We start from the raw sequence: 19,605 nt of genomic DNA on the forward strand, positions 1-19,605 counted from the left end.
AGGAACGTTTAGTTGACGGAATACACGGGCCAGACGGAGAATATTCCGGCGAGCCGAAGAAATGGAGGAGTCATTCATGAAGTATAATTTTGATGAAGTGATCGACCGTAAAGGAACCCATGCAGTGAAGGTTGAGCGCCTGCCAAAGGGAGCGGACAAGGATTCACTCTCCCTCTGGATCGCGGATATGGACTTTGCCTGCGCAGAACCGATCTTAAAGGCTCTCCATGAGCGGATCGACCGGAAGATCTTCGGCTATACCATGTACGAGGCAGACGAGTGCATGGACGCGGTGACAGGCTGGATGAAAAAGCGCTACGGCTGGGAGGAGAGCAGGGAGAATCTGTTTTTCTGTCCGGGCATTGTGGCGGCCTATGCAGCGCTCATCAACCTCCTCACGGAACCAGGGGACGGGATCGTCCTCCAGCGGCCAATCTACTATCCATTTACGAATAAGGCCAACAGCAACGGCCGCATTCCGGTGGACAATGCCCTGATCTATGAGAACGGCGCTTACCGGATCGACTTTGAAGATCTCGATCGAAAGATGGCGGACCCGGCAAACAAGGTTCTCGTGGTGTGCAGCCCGCATAACCCGACAGGCCGTGTCTGGACGGAGGACGAGCTTAAAAAGACGGTTGAGATCTGTAAAAAGTACGACAAATGGATCATCTGCGATGAGATCCACTGCGACCTGATCCGCCGTGGTGTGACATTCATACCGATCATGAATGTGGCTCCGGAGTATGCGGACCGGATCGTTGTCTGCACGGCGCCGAGCAAGACCTTCAACCTTGCCGGAATGAAGACCTCCAACATCGTGATCCACAATAAGGAACTTCAGAAAAAGTGGAAAGACTATGTGAATGGCAGCCTGTCCATGGATGGCGCTTCCGCTCTGGGTATGACGGCGATGATCGCGGCCTACACAGAGGGGGAAGAGTGGCTGGAGCAGCTGAAGGACTATCTGGATGGAAACTTCGCGTATATCGACGAATATTTAAAGAAATACCTTCCGAAGGCCCATCTCGTCAAGGCGGAGGGAACCTACCTCGCGTGGCTTGATCTCAACGGATACGTTGACCGGGATGAGAAAAAACTGGAAGAACTGATGCAGAAGAAAGCAAAGGTCGCTCTGGATGAGGGATATATCTTCGGTGAGGAGGGACGCGGATTTGAGCGTATCAACGTCGCTTCCCCGCGCAGCGTCATCGAGGAGTGTATGAACCGGATCCGGACGGCATTTGAAGAGGAAAAACTGGTATGAAAATTCAGGTAAAAATGACAGCGAGAGATATTTTTGATTTCTCCATGTACAGCGCGTATTCGGGATTTGCCGGGATCTTTACATTCGTGTTCCTGATCCTGGTCATCGGGATCCTCGGATACGCATGGAGCTCAGTGGCAGTGATGCAGAGAGTCATGCTTTTGGGCTGTATCATCCTTTTTGTGTTTGTCCAGCCGATCATGATCTGGATGAAGGCAAAGGCGCATGCGAAAACGACCGGATACTCAACGCCGATCAATCTTGACGTTTCGGATGAGCAGATCGGGGTTGAACAGGCCGGTGTGACCGGAGAATTGAAATGGGATCAGATCTGGAAAGTCGTTCGGATCCCGAACATGTATATCATCAAGGTCGGACCGACAAACGGATATCTTGTGCCATTCCGGTCCATTGAAGGGAGAAAACAGGAGTTTGTCGATTTCTGCAAGCGGAATCTTCCGCCGAAGAAGACGAAAGGATTAAAGGCATGATAAAAGAAACAAACGCACCGGAGGAGACCTTCGCCTTTGGAAAAATGCTTGGGGGACAGGCAAAGCCAGGCGAAGTGATCTGCCTGAACGGCGATCTCGGCGTCGGAAAAACAGTTTTTACGAAGGGCTTTGCTGAGGGACTCGGGATCACGGAGCCGGTAAACAGCCCTACCTTCACGATCGTCCAGCAGTATGACAGCGGAAGAATGCCGTTGTACCATTTTGATGTGTACCGGATCGGTGACATCAGCGAGATGGATGAAGTCGGATATGAAGACTGCTTTTACGGGGAAGGCGTGACTCTTATTGAGTGGTCCAACATGATCGAGGAGATCCTGCCGGAGCATGTGAAGACTGTCACCATCGAGAAGAACCTGGAAAAGGGCTTCGATTACAGAAAGATCACGGTGGAGGAAAAATAGATGCGGATTTTAGGAATTGAAAGTTCCTCACTGGTGGCATCGGCGGCCATCTATGAGGACGGGATCACGATGGCGGAATATACGGTGGATTTTAAGATGACCCATTCGCAGACCCTGCTGCCGATGATCGATGAGATGGTAAAACTTGTGGGGATCGATCTGAATACGATCGACGCCATCGCAGTATCCGGCGGTCCGGGATCCTTTACGGGCCTCAGAATCGGGTCTGCGACGGCGAAGGGACTTGGACTGGCATTAAATAAGCCGCTGATCCATGTTCCGACGCTTGACGCGACAGCGTACAACCTGTTCGGTGCATCCGGACTGATCTGTCCGATCATGGATGCGAGAAGAAACCAGGTCTACACGGGAATCTATCGCTTTGAGAAGAAATTTGAGACCGTGATGGATCAGGATGCGATGGATATGGGTGAGCTGATCGAAAAACTGAACGCGATGGGCGAGCGCGTGATCTTCTTAGGTGACGGTGTGCCTGTTTATGAGAAGCAGATCGCGGAGAAGATGACCGTGCCTTATGATCTTGCCCCGGCGCATGTAAACCGCCAGAGAGCCGCATCTGTGGCCGCTCTCGGTGCTGTCTATTTTGCGGAGGGAAAGACGGAGACTGCCATGGAGCATAAGCCGGACTACCTGAGAAAGTCCCAGGCGGAGCGGGAGCGCGAGGAGAGAGAAGAGAAGGAAAAGAACGCCTGATATTTCGCAAAAATAATAAAAATCATATACAGAGAAATCAATAAATAAAAAGTGGGATTGCTGTCCGGCGAGCAAAGCGTCGGTGAGTAGTCCCACTTTTTAACTGTCATGGAATTCTGAAAATTTCTCCAGCAAGGAATGGGGGATATAGGGGAATATGATGTCATTCGTTATTTGAATTTTCAAGAAAGTCCACCGCCCTCGATCTTGCCGAGATAGTCATTTTTCGCTTTTACGAATTTCAGAACGTCCACAGCTATTCCTCCAGATCAAATACAAAATCACAGCATTTACCGTCCTGCATCAGAGTTCTTGTTCTTGTCATTTTGATCTTGGAATTCATGCCTTTGTAAAACGGTTCATCGCGTCCGCAGGATAAGACAGCTCCGAGATCCTTCATCCCGATACGTTCATACATGGCAACATACTGACATTCCAGAACGTCTTCACAAAGATGTTTTTTTCCGTCTCCGCTCCATGCAAGGTTTAAGGCACCGTTCGATGACCAGGGTTCCATCTGCATACGGATTGCCTGCAGGTCATTTCTTCCGAAGAGCTCCGCATATTCCTGACCTTCTTTAAAGGCGATGTCGAAGATGACTTTTTTTACGATCTCATATGTTTTTTCATGTCCGAGTTCCTTTTCAAACGCGTCGATAAATGGCTTGACCATAAGCGCTTCAATTTCTCTTCTCAAAATGATCGGTACATCGTAAATTGTCTTCATGTGGTTTCCTCCTTCATGTGTACAAAGTCCCGGCTGCTACAGACCGGTAAGAAAATTGATTTTTTGATTCTTTTTATAAAAAAGCAGCAGTCCGACCACGGATTGGCTGAACTGCTGCGTCTTTCAGAAGTTATTTCTGTTCGCCCTCGTTTTTCTTTCTCTCTGCAAGTCCATTCAGGTAATAGAGAGTTGCCCAGCATGCATCGTGTGCGGCGGTCTGGTAGCTCAGAGTATCTGGATAGATCTCCACGAAATCCATGCCCTTTGCACCTGCGAGTCCGGCCTCGTGAAGCATCATGCACAATTCATAAGATGTTAATCCGCACATGTCCTGCGGTCCCTGCGGCATGCTCGCTGCGTCAAGGCAGTCTGAACAAACAGTGATATACATCAGATCGGTATCTTTTGAGGCGATCTCAATTGCTTTTCGGATGGATTCTTTCCAGCCGTTCTCTTTGATCTCTCTTGCGAGAATCACAGTTGCACCGTATTTTTTTGCATTTGCAAATTCCTCTTTATGGTTACGCGGTCCGCGGATACCGATGTGAACGATCTTTGTGGAATCCATATTCGGATCATTGTAAAGCTGATAGAACGGAGAGCAGCGAGAATATTCATCATCACCAAAGGTGGAGTAATTGTCAAGATGGGCATCAATATGGAGAACGCCGACCCGCTTTGGATGACGTTTTGCAATCTCACTGATGATCGGATAGGCAATTCCATGGTCTCCACCGAAGGTGATCGGGAGAGCGTCTGCATCTTCAATCTGGCTGATTCTTTCTCTGATCGCTGCAAAGGTGAGCGGATAGTCGCCGTTTCTGCATGCGACATCGCCGAAATCACCGACTTTTAAGTAATCGAATGCATCAAGGTCAAAGTCCGGAAGATAGCCGGTATAGCGGATCGATACAGAACGGATTGCTTTCGGTCCTTCTGTGCAGGAAGAGTATCCGCCGATCGTGCATCCGCCTTCCCACGGAACACCGGTGACAACGGCATCCATGGAGGAAAGTTCACTTTCTTTTTCAAGAACCGGAAGATTCAGCCAGGACGGAACTCCGCTGTAAATGTTGTTGGGTAAAAACGCCGGATCATAAATCGTTGGTTTGCTGTTTTTCATAATGTCATTTCCTTTCTTTGCTCAATTGCCCCATTGTCGAGGGCAATTTTTTACTTATGGTTATGAAGCAGTCAACAGTTACATGAAAACTGTATATGTCGCATTAAAAGACTTAATTTTATGCTTCTTTTGCATCGGCGGAATCAAGGATGTGAAGATTCAAATGTTCAGAGAGATATTCCAGTGTATATCCGCCGCCGATGCTGTTGCCTTTTTCGTCAAGTGCCGGTCCATAGATTCCAATTCCCATACGGCCTCCCACGCAGGACAGGATTCCGCCGCCGACACCGCTTTTGGATGGGATTCCCACACGAACGGCAAATTCTCCGGAACGGTCGTACATGCCGCAGGTCAGCATAAGGGTTTTTAATGTTCGGACGACTTTTTTGTCGAGAAGGCGTTTTCCGGTAGTGGTGGAAATACCTCCGTTTGCAAGAAGAAGACCTAATTCGGATAATGATCTGGCGTTTACACTTAAGGAACAAAGCTTAAAGTAGAGATCCAGAGTCTGGAGAACATCCCCCTTTAACACGCCCTTGCTCTTTAACAGATATCCGATCGCCCGATTCCTGTCGCCGGTCGCTTTTTCGGAGCGGTAGACGGATTCATCCAGAACGATTTCATTGTCATTACATAAGGTGCGGATAAATTCCAGCATCTTCTCGAAAGAGAAACGCCCTGCCAGAAGACTTACAACTTCAATGGCCCCAGCATTGATCATTGGATTGAACGGGCGGTTGCTCGCTGTGTCAAGCTTTAAAATTGAATTGAACGCATCCCCGGACGGTTCCATCATCACATTCTTAAAGACCTTTTCTTCACCGATGTATTGCAGTGCTGCTGCGAGGGAAACAATTTTACAGATACTCTGTATAGTAAAACGGCATTCGGAATCGCCAAATTCGATATGACGGCCATCTTCTGTTTTAATACATAGTCCAAAATGTACTGGATTTGCTTTCCCAAGCTCAGGGATATAATCTGCGACTTTTCCCTGCAGAAGAAATTTTCGCCCATACTCCCAGGCATCTTTCGCAACTTCCTCCAGCATATATTCACCTCCTCTCATGTGCATGTATGTGTTAATGCTTTAACCGGCAAAAACACCAATAAAACTTGAAATACCAAGGATCAGTGAGATCGCAAAGATCATCAGGCCAATAATGTTCTGGAGCATGGAGTTCTTATATTCACCCATAATTCTCTGACGGCTTGCAAGGTAAAGAGTAACACCTACAACGACCGGGAGTGCGATTCCATTTACAGCCTGAGCAGTCATGATCAGTGCTAACGGGTTGGTGCCAATTGCGGAAATAATAATTCCGACGATCAGAATGATTGCGCTTGTTCCTAAGAAACGTTTATCGGAGCCGTCTGTCTTCCAGTCAAAAAGTCCGGCTAATACGTAAGAGACACTGATCGGAGAGCAGAGCGCACTGGAAATACCTGCGGAGAGAAGTCCTAATGCCATGAAAGGCTGAGCGAAACGTCCGAGTGTACCTTCAAGCTGTACAGCCATATCCATTGCGTTGTTAACGCTCATGCCGCGCATAACCACTGCGGATGTGATCATAATGGAACCTGTGATAACACCGCCGATGATCATCGGTACGGTTGTGCCAAACATACAGAGCGGAAGTTCTTCCTTTGTATGCCATGTTCTCTGGGCACTTGCAGCATGCAGGAACATGTTGTACGGAACAACGGTCGTTCCGATGAGGGAAAGACATGTCATCAGTCCGCCCTTCGGGACTGTCGGGATGCAGCCTCGGAGCAGTTCGCCAAAATCGGGGCGAACAATGAGCATTGTCATAAGAAAGACGATTGCCATTAAGGTGACACATACACTTAAAAGCTTTTCCAGATATTTAACGGCATCACCGACAAAGAGGAGAACGATCAGAACGATAACTCCTAAGATCGGAGCCATGATTCTTGTCGGAACACCGGTCAGTGCGCTGGCTCCCATTGCCGTTCCGGTAAGGTCACCGCCCATATATGCGAGTCCGCCGATGGTGATCGCGATGATGACAAGGCCACATAAAATGTTTCGAAGAAGCGGACGGTCTGCAAAGTCATGCTTCATGTTTTCTGCGAGACCTTCCTGAGTGATGATACCGATCCTTGCCGCCATACCCTGCATGACGATAACTGCGATAACGGAAAAGACAACACACCAGAAAAGTGTGAAACCGTAAGTTGCACCTGCCAGTGTACAGCTTGTTACGGTTCCGGGACCGATGAATGATCCCACGATCACGAAGCCGGGTCCAAGGGAAGCAAGTTTTTCTTTCATAGTAAATTTACGAGTGACATTATTGGAATTCACCATGCTTTTTTCTCCTTTTTTAGTTGATCGATATGAATGTTCTAGTTATTCGGCCGAAAAAATTGAACTTTTGTAACTGTGTTGACAATATAGCATAGGAATGATAAAATGACAATAATTGTCAACTTGCTTTTGATAATATCAAACTCTGTTTGACAGGAGGAGGTATTTTGCCATTGGATGAATCGAAAAATGTTACGGAAAAGAATACAAAGGCTACGGAACGTCAGATCCAATCGGTTCAGCGTGCGATCAACATACTGAACTGCTTTACGATGACGAATTCTGCCCTGACGCTGGGACAGATCAGCAATCAGCTCAATTTGAACAAAGGCACAGTCCATGGAATCCTGAGTACGCTTTACCAGAATGGATATATCAGCCAGAATGGAAATGGGCAGTACATGCTGGGGGCGGCGCTGTTTAACAAAGCCTGTCTCGCTGCCGGGACGCGCCAGAGCATGTGCATTGACCGGGGTCATGACAGACTGCTGGCGTTAAGTAATCAGTTCCAGTTAAACGGAACCATGTTTGCAATGGAAGAAAAGCAATTGAGAGTGATTGACACAACTGAACCGACAAACTGCCCTTTTATTGTCCAGCGTGTGTCACCACAGATATCTCTGTATGATTCTGCAAGCGGAAAGATTCTGTTGGCATATTTATCGGAAAAAGAAAGAGCGGAATATCTGGAAAGGATGCCGATGACACCGTTCCAGAAGTCTTTCGAGGATAAGCAGAAGAATTTTGACGTGGAGTTATACCGGATCCGTAAAAATGGATATTCAGAAGAATACGACGCTCTTTTTACCGGAGTATCAGCGCTGTCAGTGCCGATCTTTAACCGATATCATAATGAATTGTTTGGAAGTGTGAGCCTGACGGGAATGAGTCCGATGATAAAGAAGAGAAGACAGGAGATTATTGCTGCGCTTCAGGCGCATGCGCGTTATCTGCAGGATTGTCTGCGTTTTTAAAGCAGAAATGGATGGTGGCTGGATCAGATCCAGCCACCATCCATTTTTATGATCTGACCGGTCAGGTAATCCGGTGCTTCTACGAGTTTCATGACGAGGTCTGCGACTTCCTCCGGCTTTCCCATGCGGCCGGCGGGAATCTCGTCTAAGAGCATCTCATGCTCCTCCTCAGATAAAAATCCGTTCATCTCCGTATCAATGGCCCCGCAGGCGATAGCGTTCACCTGGATGCCGGAGGGGGCGAGTTCCTTGGCGAGGGCCATGGTGAGACCGTTGACGCCGCCTTTTGTGGCAGAGTAGGCCGCTTCGCAGGAGGCACCGCAGACGCCCCAGACGGAGGAGATATTGATGATCTTTCCGCTATGGTTGTGGATCATCCCGGGGATCGCAAGTTTGGCGCAGTGGAAGACGGAGGAGAGATTCGCGGAGACGATCCGGTTCCAGTCCTCAAAGCTTAAGTCCTGTAAGAGGCCGATGATGGAGATCCCGGCGTTGTTTACGAGGACATCCACATGACCGAAGCGGGATTCGATCTCTTTAAATAGACGTTTACAGTCATCTGGATCTCCGACGTCCGCCTGTACCGCAAGACACTCCGCACCCAAGACCTCCACTTCTTTTTTTACTTCTTCCATCCGTTCTGTGCTTCGGGCACAGTTGATCACGACATGGTATCCGCAGGAAGCAAATTTTAAAGCCACGGCCCGCCCGATCCCGCGGGAGGAGCCGGTGACGAGAACTGTTTTTTTCATAATGAACTCCTATTTGCGTATAAAACTTTGTTGCTTTGTAACTGTTCAGTAGGTCTGCGCACTTGCTGCGCTGACCGTAAGAAAACATAGGCTGGAAGGCGAAAATCCCATCAGCGAAGCTGATCTGGAATGGATTTTTGCACGTAACTATGAAGGTACTGAATAGTTACGTTGCTTTTTGATGAGATCACAGCTGCCGGAAATGATCGGACTATAAGAATTCCGAGGATTGATGAAAACGGCAGATATGCATATTTTAAGGGAATAACACCGGAATTACAATAGGATTCCGGAAAAATCCACTGCAGTCCGGGCAGCGCATGGACTTTGGCTCGTTGTTCGCGTAAATAAGAGAGCCATGATCGCATCAGGATCAATGCAGTCATGGCTTTCGGCTTCGATATGGTTATTTCTGCAGTCTTGCCTCATTTAAGCTCATTCCGCCGCGGATATTGGCCTCAATGACGAGAAGGTCACCGTACTCCGCCTGGCTGTCGATAATGGAAGCCTGTTTTGTCAGAGATTTCCCGTCGAAAGCGGTTTTTCTGCGCATCTGGCGGAGTGTCTTCGCGAAGCCTGCGGTACGCGGCTGGTAAACATCTAACGGGTGGAGTCCAAGGACGACTCCGGAGCGGAGACCGAGGTTATCCATTGCGTCGGAGATGTTTGAGGTTGGGAAGTTCTTGTAGCTTTCGATCCAGTAGGTTCTTTCTTCTTTGTTGAAAATCATAATGTGTACCGCAGCCTGATATATATGTGCAGCTGCGATTCTCTTTTCAAAAAAATTGCAGGAAACGAATGGGGCTCTTCCCATGCAGCTATCATTTGATTTGCTGACAGTATCTTAATTATAACAGAAAGACATCAATAGTTTTATAAATTCAGGACAATTCACTATGCCAAAATATTATGAAGGTCAATTCCTGAAATTTATCGGTAACGCCCTTAAGGAAAATGCGGTCATACTCACTTGCATGTCTGCGTTTTCTCACATCATATTAATGGTAAATTTTGCCACAGGAATGCCACTTAAATTCCGGGAAAATTGATTGTATAATAGATATGTATGGTGCTATACTATAGAAGCCGCATTGTGTGCTGACTGACCGCGTGGTGCGGACAGAAGACGATAGGAAACAGGTGTAAATACTGAGATTGGAGGCATCATGGAACAGATCTATGACTTGATCATTATCGGTTCCGGTCCGGCGGGACTCGGGGCTGCGATCTACGCAAAACGTGCGGAGTTAAAGACCCTCGTGATTGAAAGAGAGATGATGAGCGGCGGACAGGTGCTTACAACATATGAGGTAGACAACTATGCGGGACTTCCGGGGATCGGCGGCTTCGATCTGGGAATGAAATTCCGGGAGCATGCCGATAAGCTGGGCGTGGAGTTTGCGAAGGATACGGTCTTAAAAATTGAGACCGCGGACCTTGCGGATGAGAACGAAGTCTTAGAGGCGGCAGAAGCGGGAGCGGGACACCCGCCTGTGATCCGTCAGGTAGTGGGAAAAAAGGAGACGAGACTCGCGAAAGCGGTCATTATCGCTTCCGGTGCCCACCACAGAAAGCTTGGCATCCCGGGGGAGGCAGAGCTTACGGGAAAAGGCGTTTCCTACTGTGCGACCTGCGACGGCGCGTTCTTCCGGAAAAAGATAACGGCGGTGGTCGGAGGCGGGGATGTTGCCCTTGAGGACGCGATCTTCCTTGCGAGACTCTGTGAGAAGGTCTATGTGATCCACAGGAGAGACGAATTCCGTGGAGCGAAAAGCCTGCAGAAGCGCCTGATGGAGCTTCCAAACGTGGGAATTCTCTGGGATACTGTGCCGGAGGAGATCTGTGGAACGGAAAAAGTGGAGACACTGAAGCTTCTCAATAAAAAGACCGGGGAAAAGAGAGATCTGGCTGTGGACGGCGTGTTCGTCGCAGTGGGAATCACCCCGAACAGTGAAGCATTTAAAGGATCCGTGGATATGGATCCGGCAGGATATATTGCGGCCGGGGAGGACGGAAAGACGAATGTTCCGGGAATCTTTGCGGCAGGAGACGTCCGTACAAAGGCGCTCCGCCAGGTCGTTACGGCAGTGGCAGACGGGGCAAATTGCGTTGCGTCTGTAGAACAGTACCTGTATGGTATAGAGTAGGAATTTTCTGAACTGAAAATTCCGTATGATACGGCAGCGGCAGCAGATAGACAGGAGAAAAAACGATCTATGAACAGAGCAGGAAGAATTATCGCGGTCTGCGGTCTGAGCGTGGCGCTCATGATGCCGCAGATCGCTTATGCGGCGGAAACCCTTTCGGTGCAGGTGAGTGAGAGAACGGGACTTACCACCGTCGGAAATAAACAGTCGGCATACGACAATGTGGCGATCTCCCACGTGAGCAATTACGTAAATATCCGCTCCGAGGCGAATATCTCCAGCAGCATTGTAGGTAAGATCTACAACAACTGCGCAGCAACGATCTTAGCTACAGTGGACGGAGAAGGCGGAACCTGGTATCAGATCAAGTCCGGTACCGTGACCGGTTACATAAAATCCGAATACTTTATTACCGGCGCTGATGCGGAGAGGATCGCGAAAGATATAGGTACGGTTTATGTGACGGTAAGCGCTGACAGCTTAAGACTCCGCGAGCAGCCGAGTACCGACAGCGCGATCCTCACCACACTTTCCAAGGACGCTGAGTACCTGGAAGTGAAGGAAGAGGGAGACTTCATCGAGATCCAGGTCGATGAATCCCTGAGCGGATATGTACATAAAGATTATGTCACCCAGCGCGTGGAGTTCAAGCAGGCCGTGAGCGTCGAGGAAGAGCGCCATAAAGCGGAAGAGGACGCAAGGATCAGGAAAGAGGCGGAGGACGCTATCGCGAAGGTCGAAGCGTTAAAGAAAGAAGCAGGACAGGAGACTGCGTCTGCAAATAAGGACACCCCGTCCTCCACGATCGGAATGATTGCCCAGAATCCGAACGCGGATAACGGAACGACGAAAGAACAGAATAGTCAGGGCAGCCAGAGCACCCAGACCGGCACAAGCCAGAATACCGGAAATCAGGATACCGGCAGTACCGCAGGACCCGGCGGAAGCGGAACTTCCACCGGCAGCAGCACAGGAACCTCCGGCTCATATCAGAGTACCCAGAACGGTCCGGGAAGCGCAGTCTACAATTCCGCAGTCCGCACCGCGATCGTTGCATATGCGAAACAGTTCCTTGGCAATCCGTATGTATACGGTGGGACAAGCTTAACGAACGGAGCTGACTGCTCCGGATTTACGATGCGTATCTTTGAGCATTTCGGTGTGACGACCGGACGTACCTCAAGAGACCAGGCGGCAAACGGCAAGGAAATCTCCCTCGACCAGATCCAGCCGGGCGACCTGTTATTCTACGCAAGCGGAAAGACGATCAACCACGTTGCCCTCTACATCGGCGACGGAAAGATCATCCACGCCAGCACATCAAAGACCGGCATTATTATTTCTACGGCGTACTACCGTACTCCGGCGAAAGCGGTTACCTTCTTAGATTAAGAGCTGCAGGAATTTATTATGCAGCAATCTGTTCCAGCAGCAGATGTCCATTGATCTTCAGGATAACTGGGCAAAAGATAAAAGAAAAGATCATAAAGAAAAAATAAGGAGCTGTGGAAAAACAGCTCCTTATTGTGTATAATAAGAAATAGTGCAGTGTGTAAAAATCCCGACAATGAAGTCTGTTGATAAGTTAGAATAGCTTAAAATAAGACTTTGCAGGGTGTTTCGATGATGAAAAATTGGTCATTTACGACAGATTTACGACAAAAGTATAAAAAAGGATATTGAAAAACCTGGGAAGCGCTTGGCTAAGGTATGATTACCACCCCCTGTATATTATATATATTATTGTATTAGAAGAGAAGATGCAGAAAAGATGATAAAGAATAAATAAACTGATTAAGGATAGAATTGATGAGAAGCATTGTAAACATAGAACTCTAAGAGGTAATTGCTATGAAAGAAAACATGCTGTTTTCTGGCGAATCAAAGAATATCGAGTATAAGGTGACGGTACCTGATAAGAGCGAAAAATATATGAAAACAGTGGTGGCTTTTGCCAATGGTAAAGGTGGCAAGATTGTTTTCGGAGTAGACGATAAGACATTAGAAATTGTGGGAATGAATACGGAAAATATTTATAAAACCATGGATGCCATTACCAACGCAATTTCTGATGCGTGTGAACCAGCCATCAGACCGGATGTGGCTTTACAGACAGTTAAAGATAAAACGGTGATTGTTGTAGAAATTTTACCAGGTGCACAGCGTCCATATTATATAAAATCACAGGGGATGATTGATGGTACTTATGTAAGAGTATCTGGCACAACCAGACATGTGGAAGGGTATATGCTAAAGGAACTGATTTTAGAAGGGCAGAATCGCCACTTTGATAGTGAAATATGCCAGAACATGACGGTTTCAGATAGTGACATCAATGAACTTTGCAAAAGTATGAAAGAAACTGCTCTTGCCAACACATGGCAGGATAGTGAGAAGGCGAAGATAAAAGAGGTAACCAAGAACACATTGATTTCCTGGGGTGTACTGAAGGAGTCTGAAGGTGGTATATATCCCACAAATGCATATGTCTTTTAACTGGAAGAATGCCACAGCAGCCTACTATCCAGTGTGGTGTGTTTAAAGGAACAAACCGTGCGTATTTTGTTGACAGGAGAGAATTTGAGGGTCCCATTCAGGAACAGATGGAAGCTGCATATCGGTATGTCCTTGAAAAAATCAATATGGGAATGACGATAAAGGGTATGTACAGACAGGATGTGTATGAATTGCCAACAGACAGCATTCGCGAGATTATTGCAAATGCTGTAGCACATCGTAGCTATCTCGAACAGGGGAGTATTCAGGTGGCATTGTTTGATGATAGACTGGAAGTAACTTCGCCTGGGATGCTCCTAAATAATGTCACCATTTCTAAAATGATGGTGGGGTATTCAAAACCGAGAAATCCTGCAATTGCAAGAGCCTTTGCCTATATGAAAATTATTGAGAAATGGGGAACCGGAATACCGAGATTGTTTGAGGCCTGTGCGGAATATGGTTTGCCTGAACCAGAACTGATTGATTTTGATGGGGATTTTAGGGTAAACATGTATCGGAAAAGAGATACGGACATAAAGACTAACACAAAAAAAGTCACTAACACTAACATAAAAACTAACACAGAAAAAGTCACTAACACTAACACAAAAACCAATACTTACATTAAAAAACAAAAAGCTAATGCGGAAACCGCAACCAGGATTCTGGAAATCATGCGAGAACAGCCAACGATTACTGTGAAGAAAATCGCAGATCAGATGCGATTATCAGTGGCCGGAGTCAGGTATCATATCAATAAAATGAAGAAAGATGGTTTGGTGGAACATGTAGGTCCTTCCAAAAAGGGTACATGGTTGCTACACGATGAATCATAGTATGTTTATTGTTGTAACGAAAAATTCAAAATTCACAGGATCAATCGAACTTGTTTACGATCATACCGCCTTAGTGTAAAATATTGTTTGAGAAGACGAGAAAAGGAGACAAAGCCAACGGAAATGGATAAAATGGCAGAGAAAGAGGAAGTAACCGCTGAGACTTCCACAGAAGATGCAGAAAAGGTTGTAGTAGAGCCTTATGATGCAGCAGATATCGATTTTGATACATTCTGCAAATCAGATATGAGAGTGGTAAAAGTAAAAGACTGTGTTGCAGTGAAAAAATCCAAAAAGCTGCTGCAGTTTACATTAGATGATGGTAGTGGAACAGATCGTACCATTCTTTCCGGAATGCATTCATATTACGAACCGGAGGAACTGGTTGGCAAGACCTTAGTTGCGATTGTCAACATCCCGCCGAGAGCTATGATGGGAATTGTATCCCATGGCATGTTTCTTTCTGCTGAATGCAAGAAGGGGAAGATGAGATTGTGAACCTGTTAATGCTGGATGATAAGATTCCGGTTGGATCCAAACTCTGCTAAACAAAAATATATCTTAAGCAAAGCTCTTTCCATGGAAATGGAAGGAGAACTTATGAAAGATTCAAGAAAAGATTCAAAGGGACGCGTTTTAAAAGACGGTGAGAGCCAGAGAAAAGATGGCAGCTACGAATATAAAGGTGCAGATGACCGCAGGCATAGTGTGTATGCTGGAACATTAAAGGAACTTCGGGAGAAGCGGAAACAGGCCGAGAAAAACGTGGAGGATGGAATCCTTTTTGTAAATCAGAACATCCTTTTAAATGATGTTTTTGATATCTATTTCAGTGGCAAGACGGAACTGAAAGAATCCACCAGATCGAATTATAAGTATATGTACGATAAGTTCGTACGTATGAAATTTGGAATGCGGAAAATCAGCTTGATTAAGTATTCTGATATTCGGGAATTTTATAATTACTTGATCAATGACCTGAGTTTTAAACCGAACAGCCTGGAGATTATCCATTCATTGCTGCATCCGACATTTACACTGGCGGTGAGAGATGGTTATATTCGCTGTAATCCATCAGACGGGCTTAAGGGTGATATCAAGAAAAGCCATTGTTGGGAGAAGCCACAAAGGCATGCACTGACAGAGGCAGAACAGGCAGCATTTGTTCAGTTTGTTTCAACCTCGCCGATTTATAGCCACTGGATGCCACTGTTTACATTTCTGCTTGGAACGGGATGTAGGATTGGTGAAACGATTGGTCTTCGATGGAATGATTGTGATTTTGAGAATAATGAGATTTTCATCAACCATAATGTTATTTACCGTTTCCGTGACTACGATGGTTGGCGGTTCCGTCTTACAACGCCCAAAACGAACGCTGGCAATCGTGTAGTTCCGATGCTGTCAGAGGTGAGGGAAGCGTTGCTTCAGGAACGTGAGAATCAGAAACGGTTCAAGCTGAAATCTCCGACGATAGATGGATATTCCAATTTTGTTTTTCTGAACAGGGAGCAGAATCTTCATAACCTGATGACTATAGATCGTGCAATTAAACGGATTATAAGAGATCACAATCGGGATGAAGTGAAACTGGCTGAAAAGGAAAAACGGGAGCCACTGCTGATTCGGGATTTTTCAGTTCACAATCTGAGGCACACGTTCTGTACCCGCTTCTGCGAAAATGAAACCAATCTGAAAGTCATTCAGGAAATCATGGGGCATTCGGATATCTCGACCACGATGAATATCTATGCGGAAGCAACGGCATAGAAAAATTCTTTTGCAAATCTGGAAGGAAAACTGAGACTTTCATAGTCAGAAATGATGGATTTTTTACGACAGATTTACGACAAAATTTTTCAAAATATGCCACTTTATGCCACGATATGAGAAGTTACTGCATATGCGAAAAATGGCTTCGCAAGCATTTATGCGGGTTCCGGGAAAATGCCGGATACAAATCCAAAATATGAAGGCAGAAGATATAACTTCTCAGAGCCTTTAAAGTGGTATGTAAAAATTTATTTTAGATAGGAATTTTTGCCATTCAGCTTATGTTTTTATGGTCAGCGCGGCAGGTGCGCAGACCTGCGGAACAACAAAATACAATATGTAAAAGTGAGGAAACACGTATGAATGAGATCGGAACGTTCGACATTCTGGGGCCGAACATGATCGGACCATCAAGCTCCCACACGGCTGGGGCACTGAGGATCGCTTTTATTGCCGGAAAAATGGTGGAGAAGCCGGCGGCGGTGCGCTTTGTGCTCTACGGATCCTTCGCCCGTACCTACCATGGACACGGAACAGACCGTGCATTAGTCGGCGGAATCCTTGGATATCACCCGGATGATGAAAGGATCCGCGATTCCTTTGAGCACGCGAAAGAGGCAGGACTTGACTTTACCTTCGAGGAAAACTTCACAGATAAGGAGATCTATCCGAATACGGTGGACATCTATGTAAAGGACGAAAATGGAAATGAGATGTCCCTGCGCGGAAAGTCCATTGGCGGCGGAAATGCGGTCATCACGCGGTTAAACGGCGTCGATGTTGATCTTACCGGAAATTACAGCACCATCGTTGTCCAGCACATCGACAAAAAGGGTACGCTGGCGTTCGTGACGGCCGTTTTGAGCGCTTACGACTTAAATATCGGTTCCCTGCGCCTTTACCGCGAGAGCAAGGGCAAGATGGCCTACGCGATCATCGAGGTGGATACTATGGTCTCCAGCCAGGTGATTAACGCGCTGCGGGGGTTTGAGGCTGTGAAAAACGTTCTTTTGGTTCCGGCGATCAATCTGGACTGATGGGGGGAGAAACGATGAATTTTATAAATGGTGCAGAACTTTTAGAGTACTGCGAAAAGGAAAATAAAAAGATCTCTGAGGCCATGTTCGAGCGGGAAACCACGTTTCTGGAGCAGGATCCGGAGAAGACAAGGGCGAAAATGAAGAAAGCATGGTCCATCATGCAGGCGTCGGCGAAGAAGCCGTTAAAGGAAAATATCGTCAGCATGGGCGGCATGATCGGCGGGGAGAGCAGAAAGCTCCACACGCTGAGGGAAAATAAGAAGAATCTCTGTGGGGATGTGGTTTCAAAGGCGATCGCCTATGCGGTGGGCGTTCTCGAGGTCAACGCGTCCATGGGACTCATCGTTGCGGCACCGACGGCTGGCTCTTCTGGTGTAATTCCGGGAGTCTGCTGTTCCCTGCAGGAAAACTACGGATTTACGGATGAGGAGATCTGCCAGGCGTTATTTAACGCGGCGGCAGTGGGATACCTCATTACGAGAAATGCCACGACAGCCGGAGCAGAGGGCGGATGTCAGGCGGAGGTGGGAGCGGCCAGTGCCATGGCAGCGTCAGCGGCTGTGGAGCTTTTCGGCGGAACACCGGCGCAGTGTCTCGACGCGGCATCCTTCGCGATCGTGAATATTCTGGGACTTGTTTGTGATCCCATCGGCGGACTTGTGGAAAATCCATGTCAGAACCGGAATGCCATGGGGGCGTCAAATGCCCTGATCTCCGCGGAACTTTCTATGGCGGGAATCAAGAGCATCACCCCGATTGACGAGACCATCGGTGTCATGTATGCGGTGGGACGGTCGATTCCGTCAGAACTCAGGGAGACTTCCATGGGCGGTATGGCGGTCGCGAAGAGCGCATGTGAGGCTTGCGCGGCATGTGCAAAGGAAACTCAAAAATGAAGAAAAGAATAGTTGGCAACTGATAAAGGGCATCTAAACATAATAAACAGGCGGTACTTAATCTAAAATCAAGTACCGCCTGTATTTTTGCTGCCTGGCATTTCAGTCACTGTGCGGTTTCCCACATCAACGCTGCCGCCCGGCTATTCATTCTTATTAAGTTTCAGGATTCTTTAGAACTCCGGTTCAATGAGTCCGTAAGAGTTTCCTTTTCTCTTATAAACTACATTGACTTCGTTTGTATCAGCGTTGAGGAACATAAAGAAGTTGTGTCCTAAGAGTTCCATCTGTACGCAAGCCTCCTCGGCATCCATCGGTTTCATTGCGAAACGTTTTGTCTTTACGATATTAACGGTCTCCTCCGGCTCGGATTCTTCCTGAAGGAAGGCTTCGTTAAATGCTAAGGCGTTCTGCTTTTTGTCAACGATCTTTGTCTTATATTTCTTGATCTGACGCTCGATAATTTCTTCAACGAGATCAACAGATACATACATATCGCTGGAATCCTGCTCAGCTCGGATAATGCTGCCTTTAACAGGAATCGTAACCTCTATTTTCTGACGTCCTTTCTCTACGCTCAATGTAACCTGTACTTCAGTATCAGGAGAAAAATAGCGCTCCAGTTTTCCTAATTTACTTTCCACGGCATCTTTTAAGCCTGGTGTAATGTTGATATTTTTTCCGCTGATCGTGTAACGCATAAAATCAACTCCTTTGTTTGGGATGACTTAAGTATAGCACAAAATTCTGTAAAAGACAACCAAAATACATAAAAAATGAGAAAATTTAAAAAGGTAAAAAAAGGTGTATAAAAGCTCAAAAACTATATGAAGCCTTCCCGGTTTGTCAATGGGATTGGGCAAAAAAGTTGTCGGAAATGTAAATTTTATAAGATGTTCACAAAAATAAAACAAATATTAAGGAACCGTAAAATCCACCGATGGGGAGGAAAAAACTTGTGGATAATGTGGATAACTTGGTGTATAACTGCGAAATGGCGTGAAATCGGCATTTCTCGAGGTGGACAACTTTCCACATAATTTCGGTGGATGAGTGTGGATAAAGTGGATAACCAGACAATCGAATGTATGGTTTGTGCAAGTTGTACATTTAAAGGGGAAAAGCGGCAGGAAGAGAGAAAAATAGACAGAAGTGAGGGAGAAGCCGGGGGAAGGAGTCAGGGAGATGTCGAAGAGGAAAAAATTGAATTGTCGAAAAATTGTCAAAACGGTTTTAGAAAAAACAGCAGGGATGCGGCGCAGATGGACGATGCGGCTGCGAGAAGATGTAGCAGGGAGTTTTATCGGGAATTGCGCAGGCAGAGATAAGGATTTATGTACGAAATGTTAAAATTACATGAAGTCATTGAATAAAAACCCGGAAGGTGTTAAAATATTAAGGATTGTACGATGCAGACGTATGCGGTTATGCGGTAAAATCCCGCAGGACGGAGCAGCGGACATCAAAAACGATTCAGATATAGAAACTTGTATGCAGTGGCCTGATGTGAGATGAACCATGCGTCATGTGGATAAAATCCGGCTCCGGCGTTTGAAAGACCGTGTATCCGTGGATAACTCCCGCGAGATGGATAAAAGGGTATCGCTGCATG

The 19,605-nt window shown here is 46.8% G+C and carries 21 protein-coding genes; 14 read left to right on the top strand and 7 right to left on the bottom strand.

All coding sequences use genetic code 11. The features are described from left to right. Positions 1-76: 76 nt before the first annotated feature. Genes DWY93_RS09315 through tsaB form a run of 4 tightly spaced genes read left to right on the top strand, consistent with a single transcriptional unit; the run spans position 77 to position 2,894 of the window. Positions 77-1,267, top strand: a complete 1,191-nt coding sequence (locus DWY93_RS09315; RefSeq protein ID WP_117472252.1) for a MalY/PatB family protein — start codon at positions 77-79, stop codon at positions 1,265-1,267. Beyond that, a complete protein-coding gene (locus tag DWY93_RS09320) occupies positions 1,264-1,758 on the top strand; it encodes a YcxB family protein (protein WP_021905509.1) in 495 nt (164 codons plus the stop codon). Before DWY93_RS09315 ends, DWY93_RS09320 begins: the two co-directional genes overlap by 4 nt. Further along, positions 1,755-2,180, top strand: a complete 426-nt coding sequence (tsaE, locus tag DWY93_RS09325) for a tRNA (adenosine(37)-N6)-threonylcarbamoyltransferase complex ATPase subunit type 1 TsaE (protein ID WP_117470162.1) — start codon at positions 1,755-1,757, stop codon at positions 2,178-2,180. Before DWY93_RS09320 ends, tsaE begins: the two co-directional genes overlap by 4 nt. Continuing rightward, positions 2,181-2,894, top strand: a complete 714-nt coding sequence (gene tsaB / locus DWY93_RS09330) for a tRNA (adenosine(37)-N6)-threonylcarbamoyltransferase complex dimerization subunit type 1 TsaB (RefSeq protein WP_015553815.1) — start codon at positions 2,181-2,183, stop codon at positions 2,892-2,894. It begins immediately after the preceding gene. A gap of 256 nt (positions 2,895-3,150) precedes the next feature. Here the strand turns inward: tsaB and DWY93_RS09335 are convergent, their stop codons facing one another. The 4 genes from DWY93_RS09335 to DWY93_RS09350 all read right to left on the bottom strand — a co-directional run bounded on the left by DWY93_RS09335 (position 3,151) and on the right by DWY93_RS09350 (position 7,076). Continuing rightward, complete coding sequence (locus tag DWY93_RS09335; protein WP_117470163.1) at positions 3,151-3,621, bottom strand: L-2-amino-thiazoline-4-carboxylic acid hydrolase; 471 nt, start codon at positions 3,619-3,621, stop codon at positions 3,151-3,153. A 130-nt stretch (positions 3,622-3,751) separates the two neighbouring features. Then, positions 3,752-4,744: an agmatinase family protein gene (locus tag DWY93_RS09340; RefSeq protein ID WP_117470164.1), complete on the bottom strand. Its 993-nt coding sequence runs from the start codon at positions 4,742-4,744 to the stop codon at positions 3,752-3,754. Between the two features lie 118 nt (positions 4,745-4,862). Further along, on the bottom strand, positions 4,863-5,795 hold the full coding sequence (gene glsA, locus DWY93_RS09345) for a glutaminase A (RefSeq protein ID WP_117470165.1): 933 nt from the start codon (positions 5,793-5,795) through the stop codon (positions 4,863-4,865). Positions 5,796-5,834: 39 nt separating this feature from the next. After that, the gene (locus DWY93_RS09350; protein WP_015553811.1) at positions 5,835-7,076 is read right to left on the bottom strand and encodes an Nramp family divalent metal transporter; all 1,242 of its coding nucleotides are present in this window, start codon (positions 7,074-7,076) and stop codon (positions 5,835-5,837) included. Positions 7,077-7,249: 173 nt separating this feature from the next. Between DWY93_RS09350 and DWY93_RS09355 the strand changes: the two genes are divergently transcribed. Further along, complete coding sequence (locus tag DWY93_RS09355) at positions 7,250-8,050, top strand: IclR family transcriptional regulator (protein WP_117470166.1); 801 nt, start codon at positions 7,250-7,252, stop codon at positions 8,048-8,050. Positions 8,051-8,073: 23 nt separating this feature from the next. On the opposite strand, the gene DWY93_RS09360 is transcribed toward DWY93_RS09355, so the two are convergent. Together DWY93_RS09360 and DWY93_RS09365 are read right to left on the bottom strand one after the other, a co-directional pair. After that, positions 8,074-8,805 (bottom strand): SDR family oxidoreductase, encoded by a 732-nt coding sequence (locus DWY93_RS09360; RefSeq protein WP_117470167.1) that lies wholly within the window; start codon positions 8,803-8,805, stop codon positions 8,074-8,076. 403 nt (positions 8,806-9,208) lie between these two features. Continuing rightward, positions 9,209-9,532 carry a hypothetical protein gene (locus tag DWY93_RS09365; RefSeq protein WP_147324201.1) on the bottom strand — a complete coding sequence of 108 codons (324 nt, stop codon included), beginning with the start codon at positions 9,530-9,532 and terminating at the stop codon, positions 9,209-9,211. 436 nt (positions 9,533-9,968) lie between these two features. Between DWY93_RS09365 and trxB the strand changes: the two genes are divergently transcribed. The 8 genes from trxB (at position 9,969) to sdaAA (ending at position 17,993) form a co-directional block, all read left to right on the top strand. Then, entirely contained in the window at positions 9,969-10,949 is a 981-nt protein-coding gene (trxB, locus tag DWY93_RS09370; protein WP_117470169.1) for a thioredoxin-disulfide reductase, read from the top strand. Positions 10,950-11,018: 69 nt separating this feature from the next. Then, positions 11,019-12,341: a C40 family peptidase gene (locus tag DWY93_RS09375; RefSeq protein ID WP_117470170.1), complete on the top strand. Its 1,323-nt coding sequence runs from the start codon at positions 11,019-11,021 to the stop codon at positions 12,339-12,341. A 459-nt stretch (positions 12,342-12,800) separates the two neighbouring features. After that, on the top strand, positions 12,801-13,445 hold the full coding sequence (locus DWY93_RS17475; protein ID WP_242990576.1) for an ATP-binding protein: 645 nt from the start codon (positions 12,801-12,803) through the stop codon (positions 13,443-13,445). Between the two features lie 8 nt (positions 13,446-13,453). Next, a complete protein-coding gene (locus DWY93_RS17480) occupies positions 13,454-14,284 on the top strand; it encodes an ATP-binding protein (RefSeq protein ID WP_242990577.1) in 831 nt (276 codons plus the stop codon). 132 nt (positions 14,285-14,416) lie between these two features. Continuing rightward, complete coding sequence (locus DWY93_RS09385; protein ID WP_242990578.1) at positions 14,417-14,782, top strand: methionine--tRNA ligase subunit beta; 366 nt, start codon at positions 14,417-14,419, stop codon at positions 14,780-14,782. A gap of 30 nt (positions 14,783-14,812) precedes the next feature. Next, positions 14,813-16,054, top strand: coding sequence for a tyrosine-type recombinase/integrase (locus tag DWY93_RS09390; RefSeq protein ID WP_347465951.1), 1,242 nt, complete (start codon positions 14,813-14,815; stop codon positions 16,052-16,054). 362 nt (positions 16,055-16,416) lie between these two features. Further along, positions 16,417-17,094, top strand: a complete 678-nt coding sequence (gene sdaAB, locus DWY93_RS09395; RefSeq protein WP_015553802.1) for an L-serine ammonia-lyase, iron-sulfur-dependent subunit beta — start codon at positions 16,417-16,419, stop codon at positions 17,092-17,094. Positions 17,095-17,108: 14 nt separating this feature from the next. After that, positions 17,109-17,993: an L-serine ammonia-lyase, iron-sulfur-dependent, subunit alpha gene (sdaAA, locus tag DWY93_RS09400; protein ID WP_117470172.1), complete on the top strand. Its 885-nt coding sequence runs from the start codon at positions 17,109-17,111 to the stop codon at positions 17,991-17,993. Positions 17,994-18,166: 173 nt separating this feature from the next. Here the strand turns inward: sdaAA and raiA are convergent, their stop codons facing one another. Further along, the gene (raiA, locus tag DWY93_RS09405) at positions 18,167-18,694 is read right to left on the bottom strand and encodes a ribosome-associated translation inhibitor RaiA (RefSeq protein ID WP_015553800.1); all 528 of its coding nucleotides are present in this window, start codon (positions 18,692-18,694) and stop codon (positions 18,167-18,169) included. Positions 18,695-19,048: 354 nt separating this feature from the next. On the opposite strand from raiA, the gene DWY93_RS09410 reads away from it, so the two are divergent. Beyond that, a complete protein-coding gene (locus tag DWY93_RS09410) occupies positions 19,049-19,321 on the top strand; it encodes a hypothetical protein (RefSeq protein ID WP_133304050.1) in 273 nt (90 codons plus the stop codon). Positions 19,322-19,605 lie beyond the last annotated feature (284 nt).

Origin of the sequence: Clostridium sp. AF28-12 (genome assembly GCF_003435225.1) — a bacterium.
Lineage (GTDB): Bacteria > Bacillota > Clostridia > Lachnospirales > Lachnospiraceae > Pilosibacter > Pilosibacter fragilis.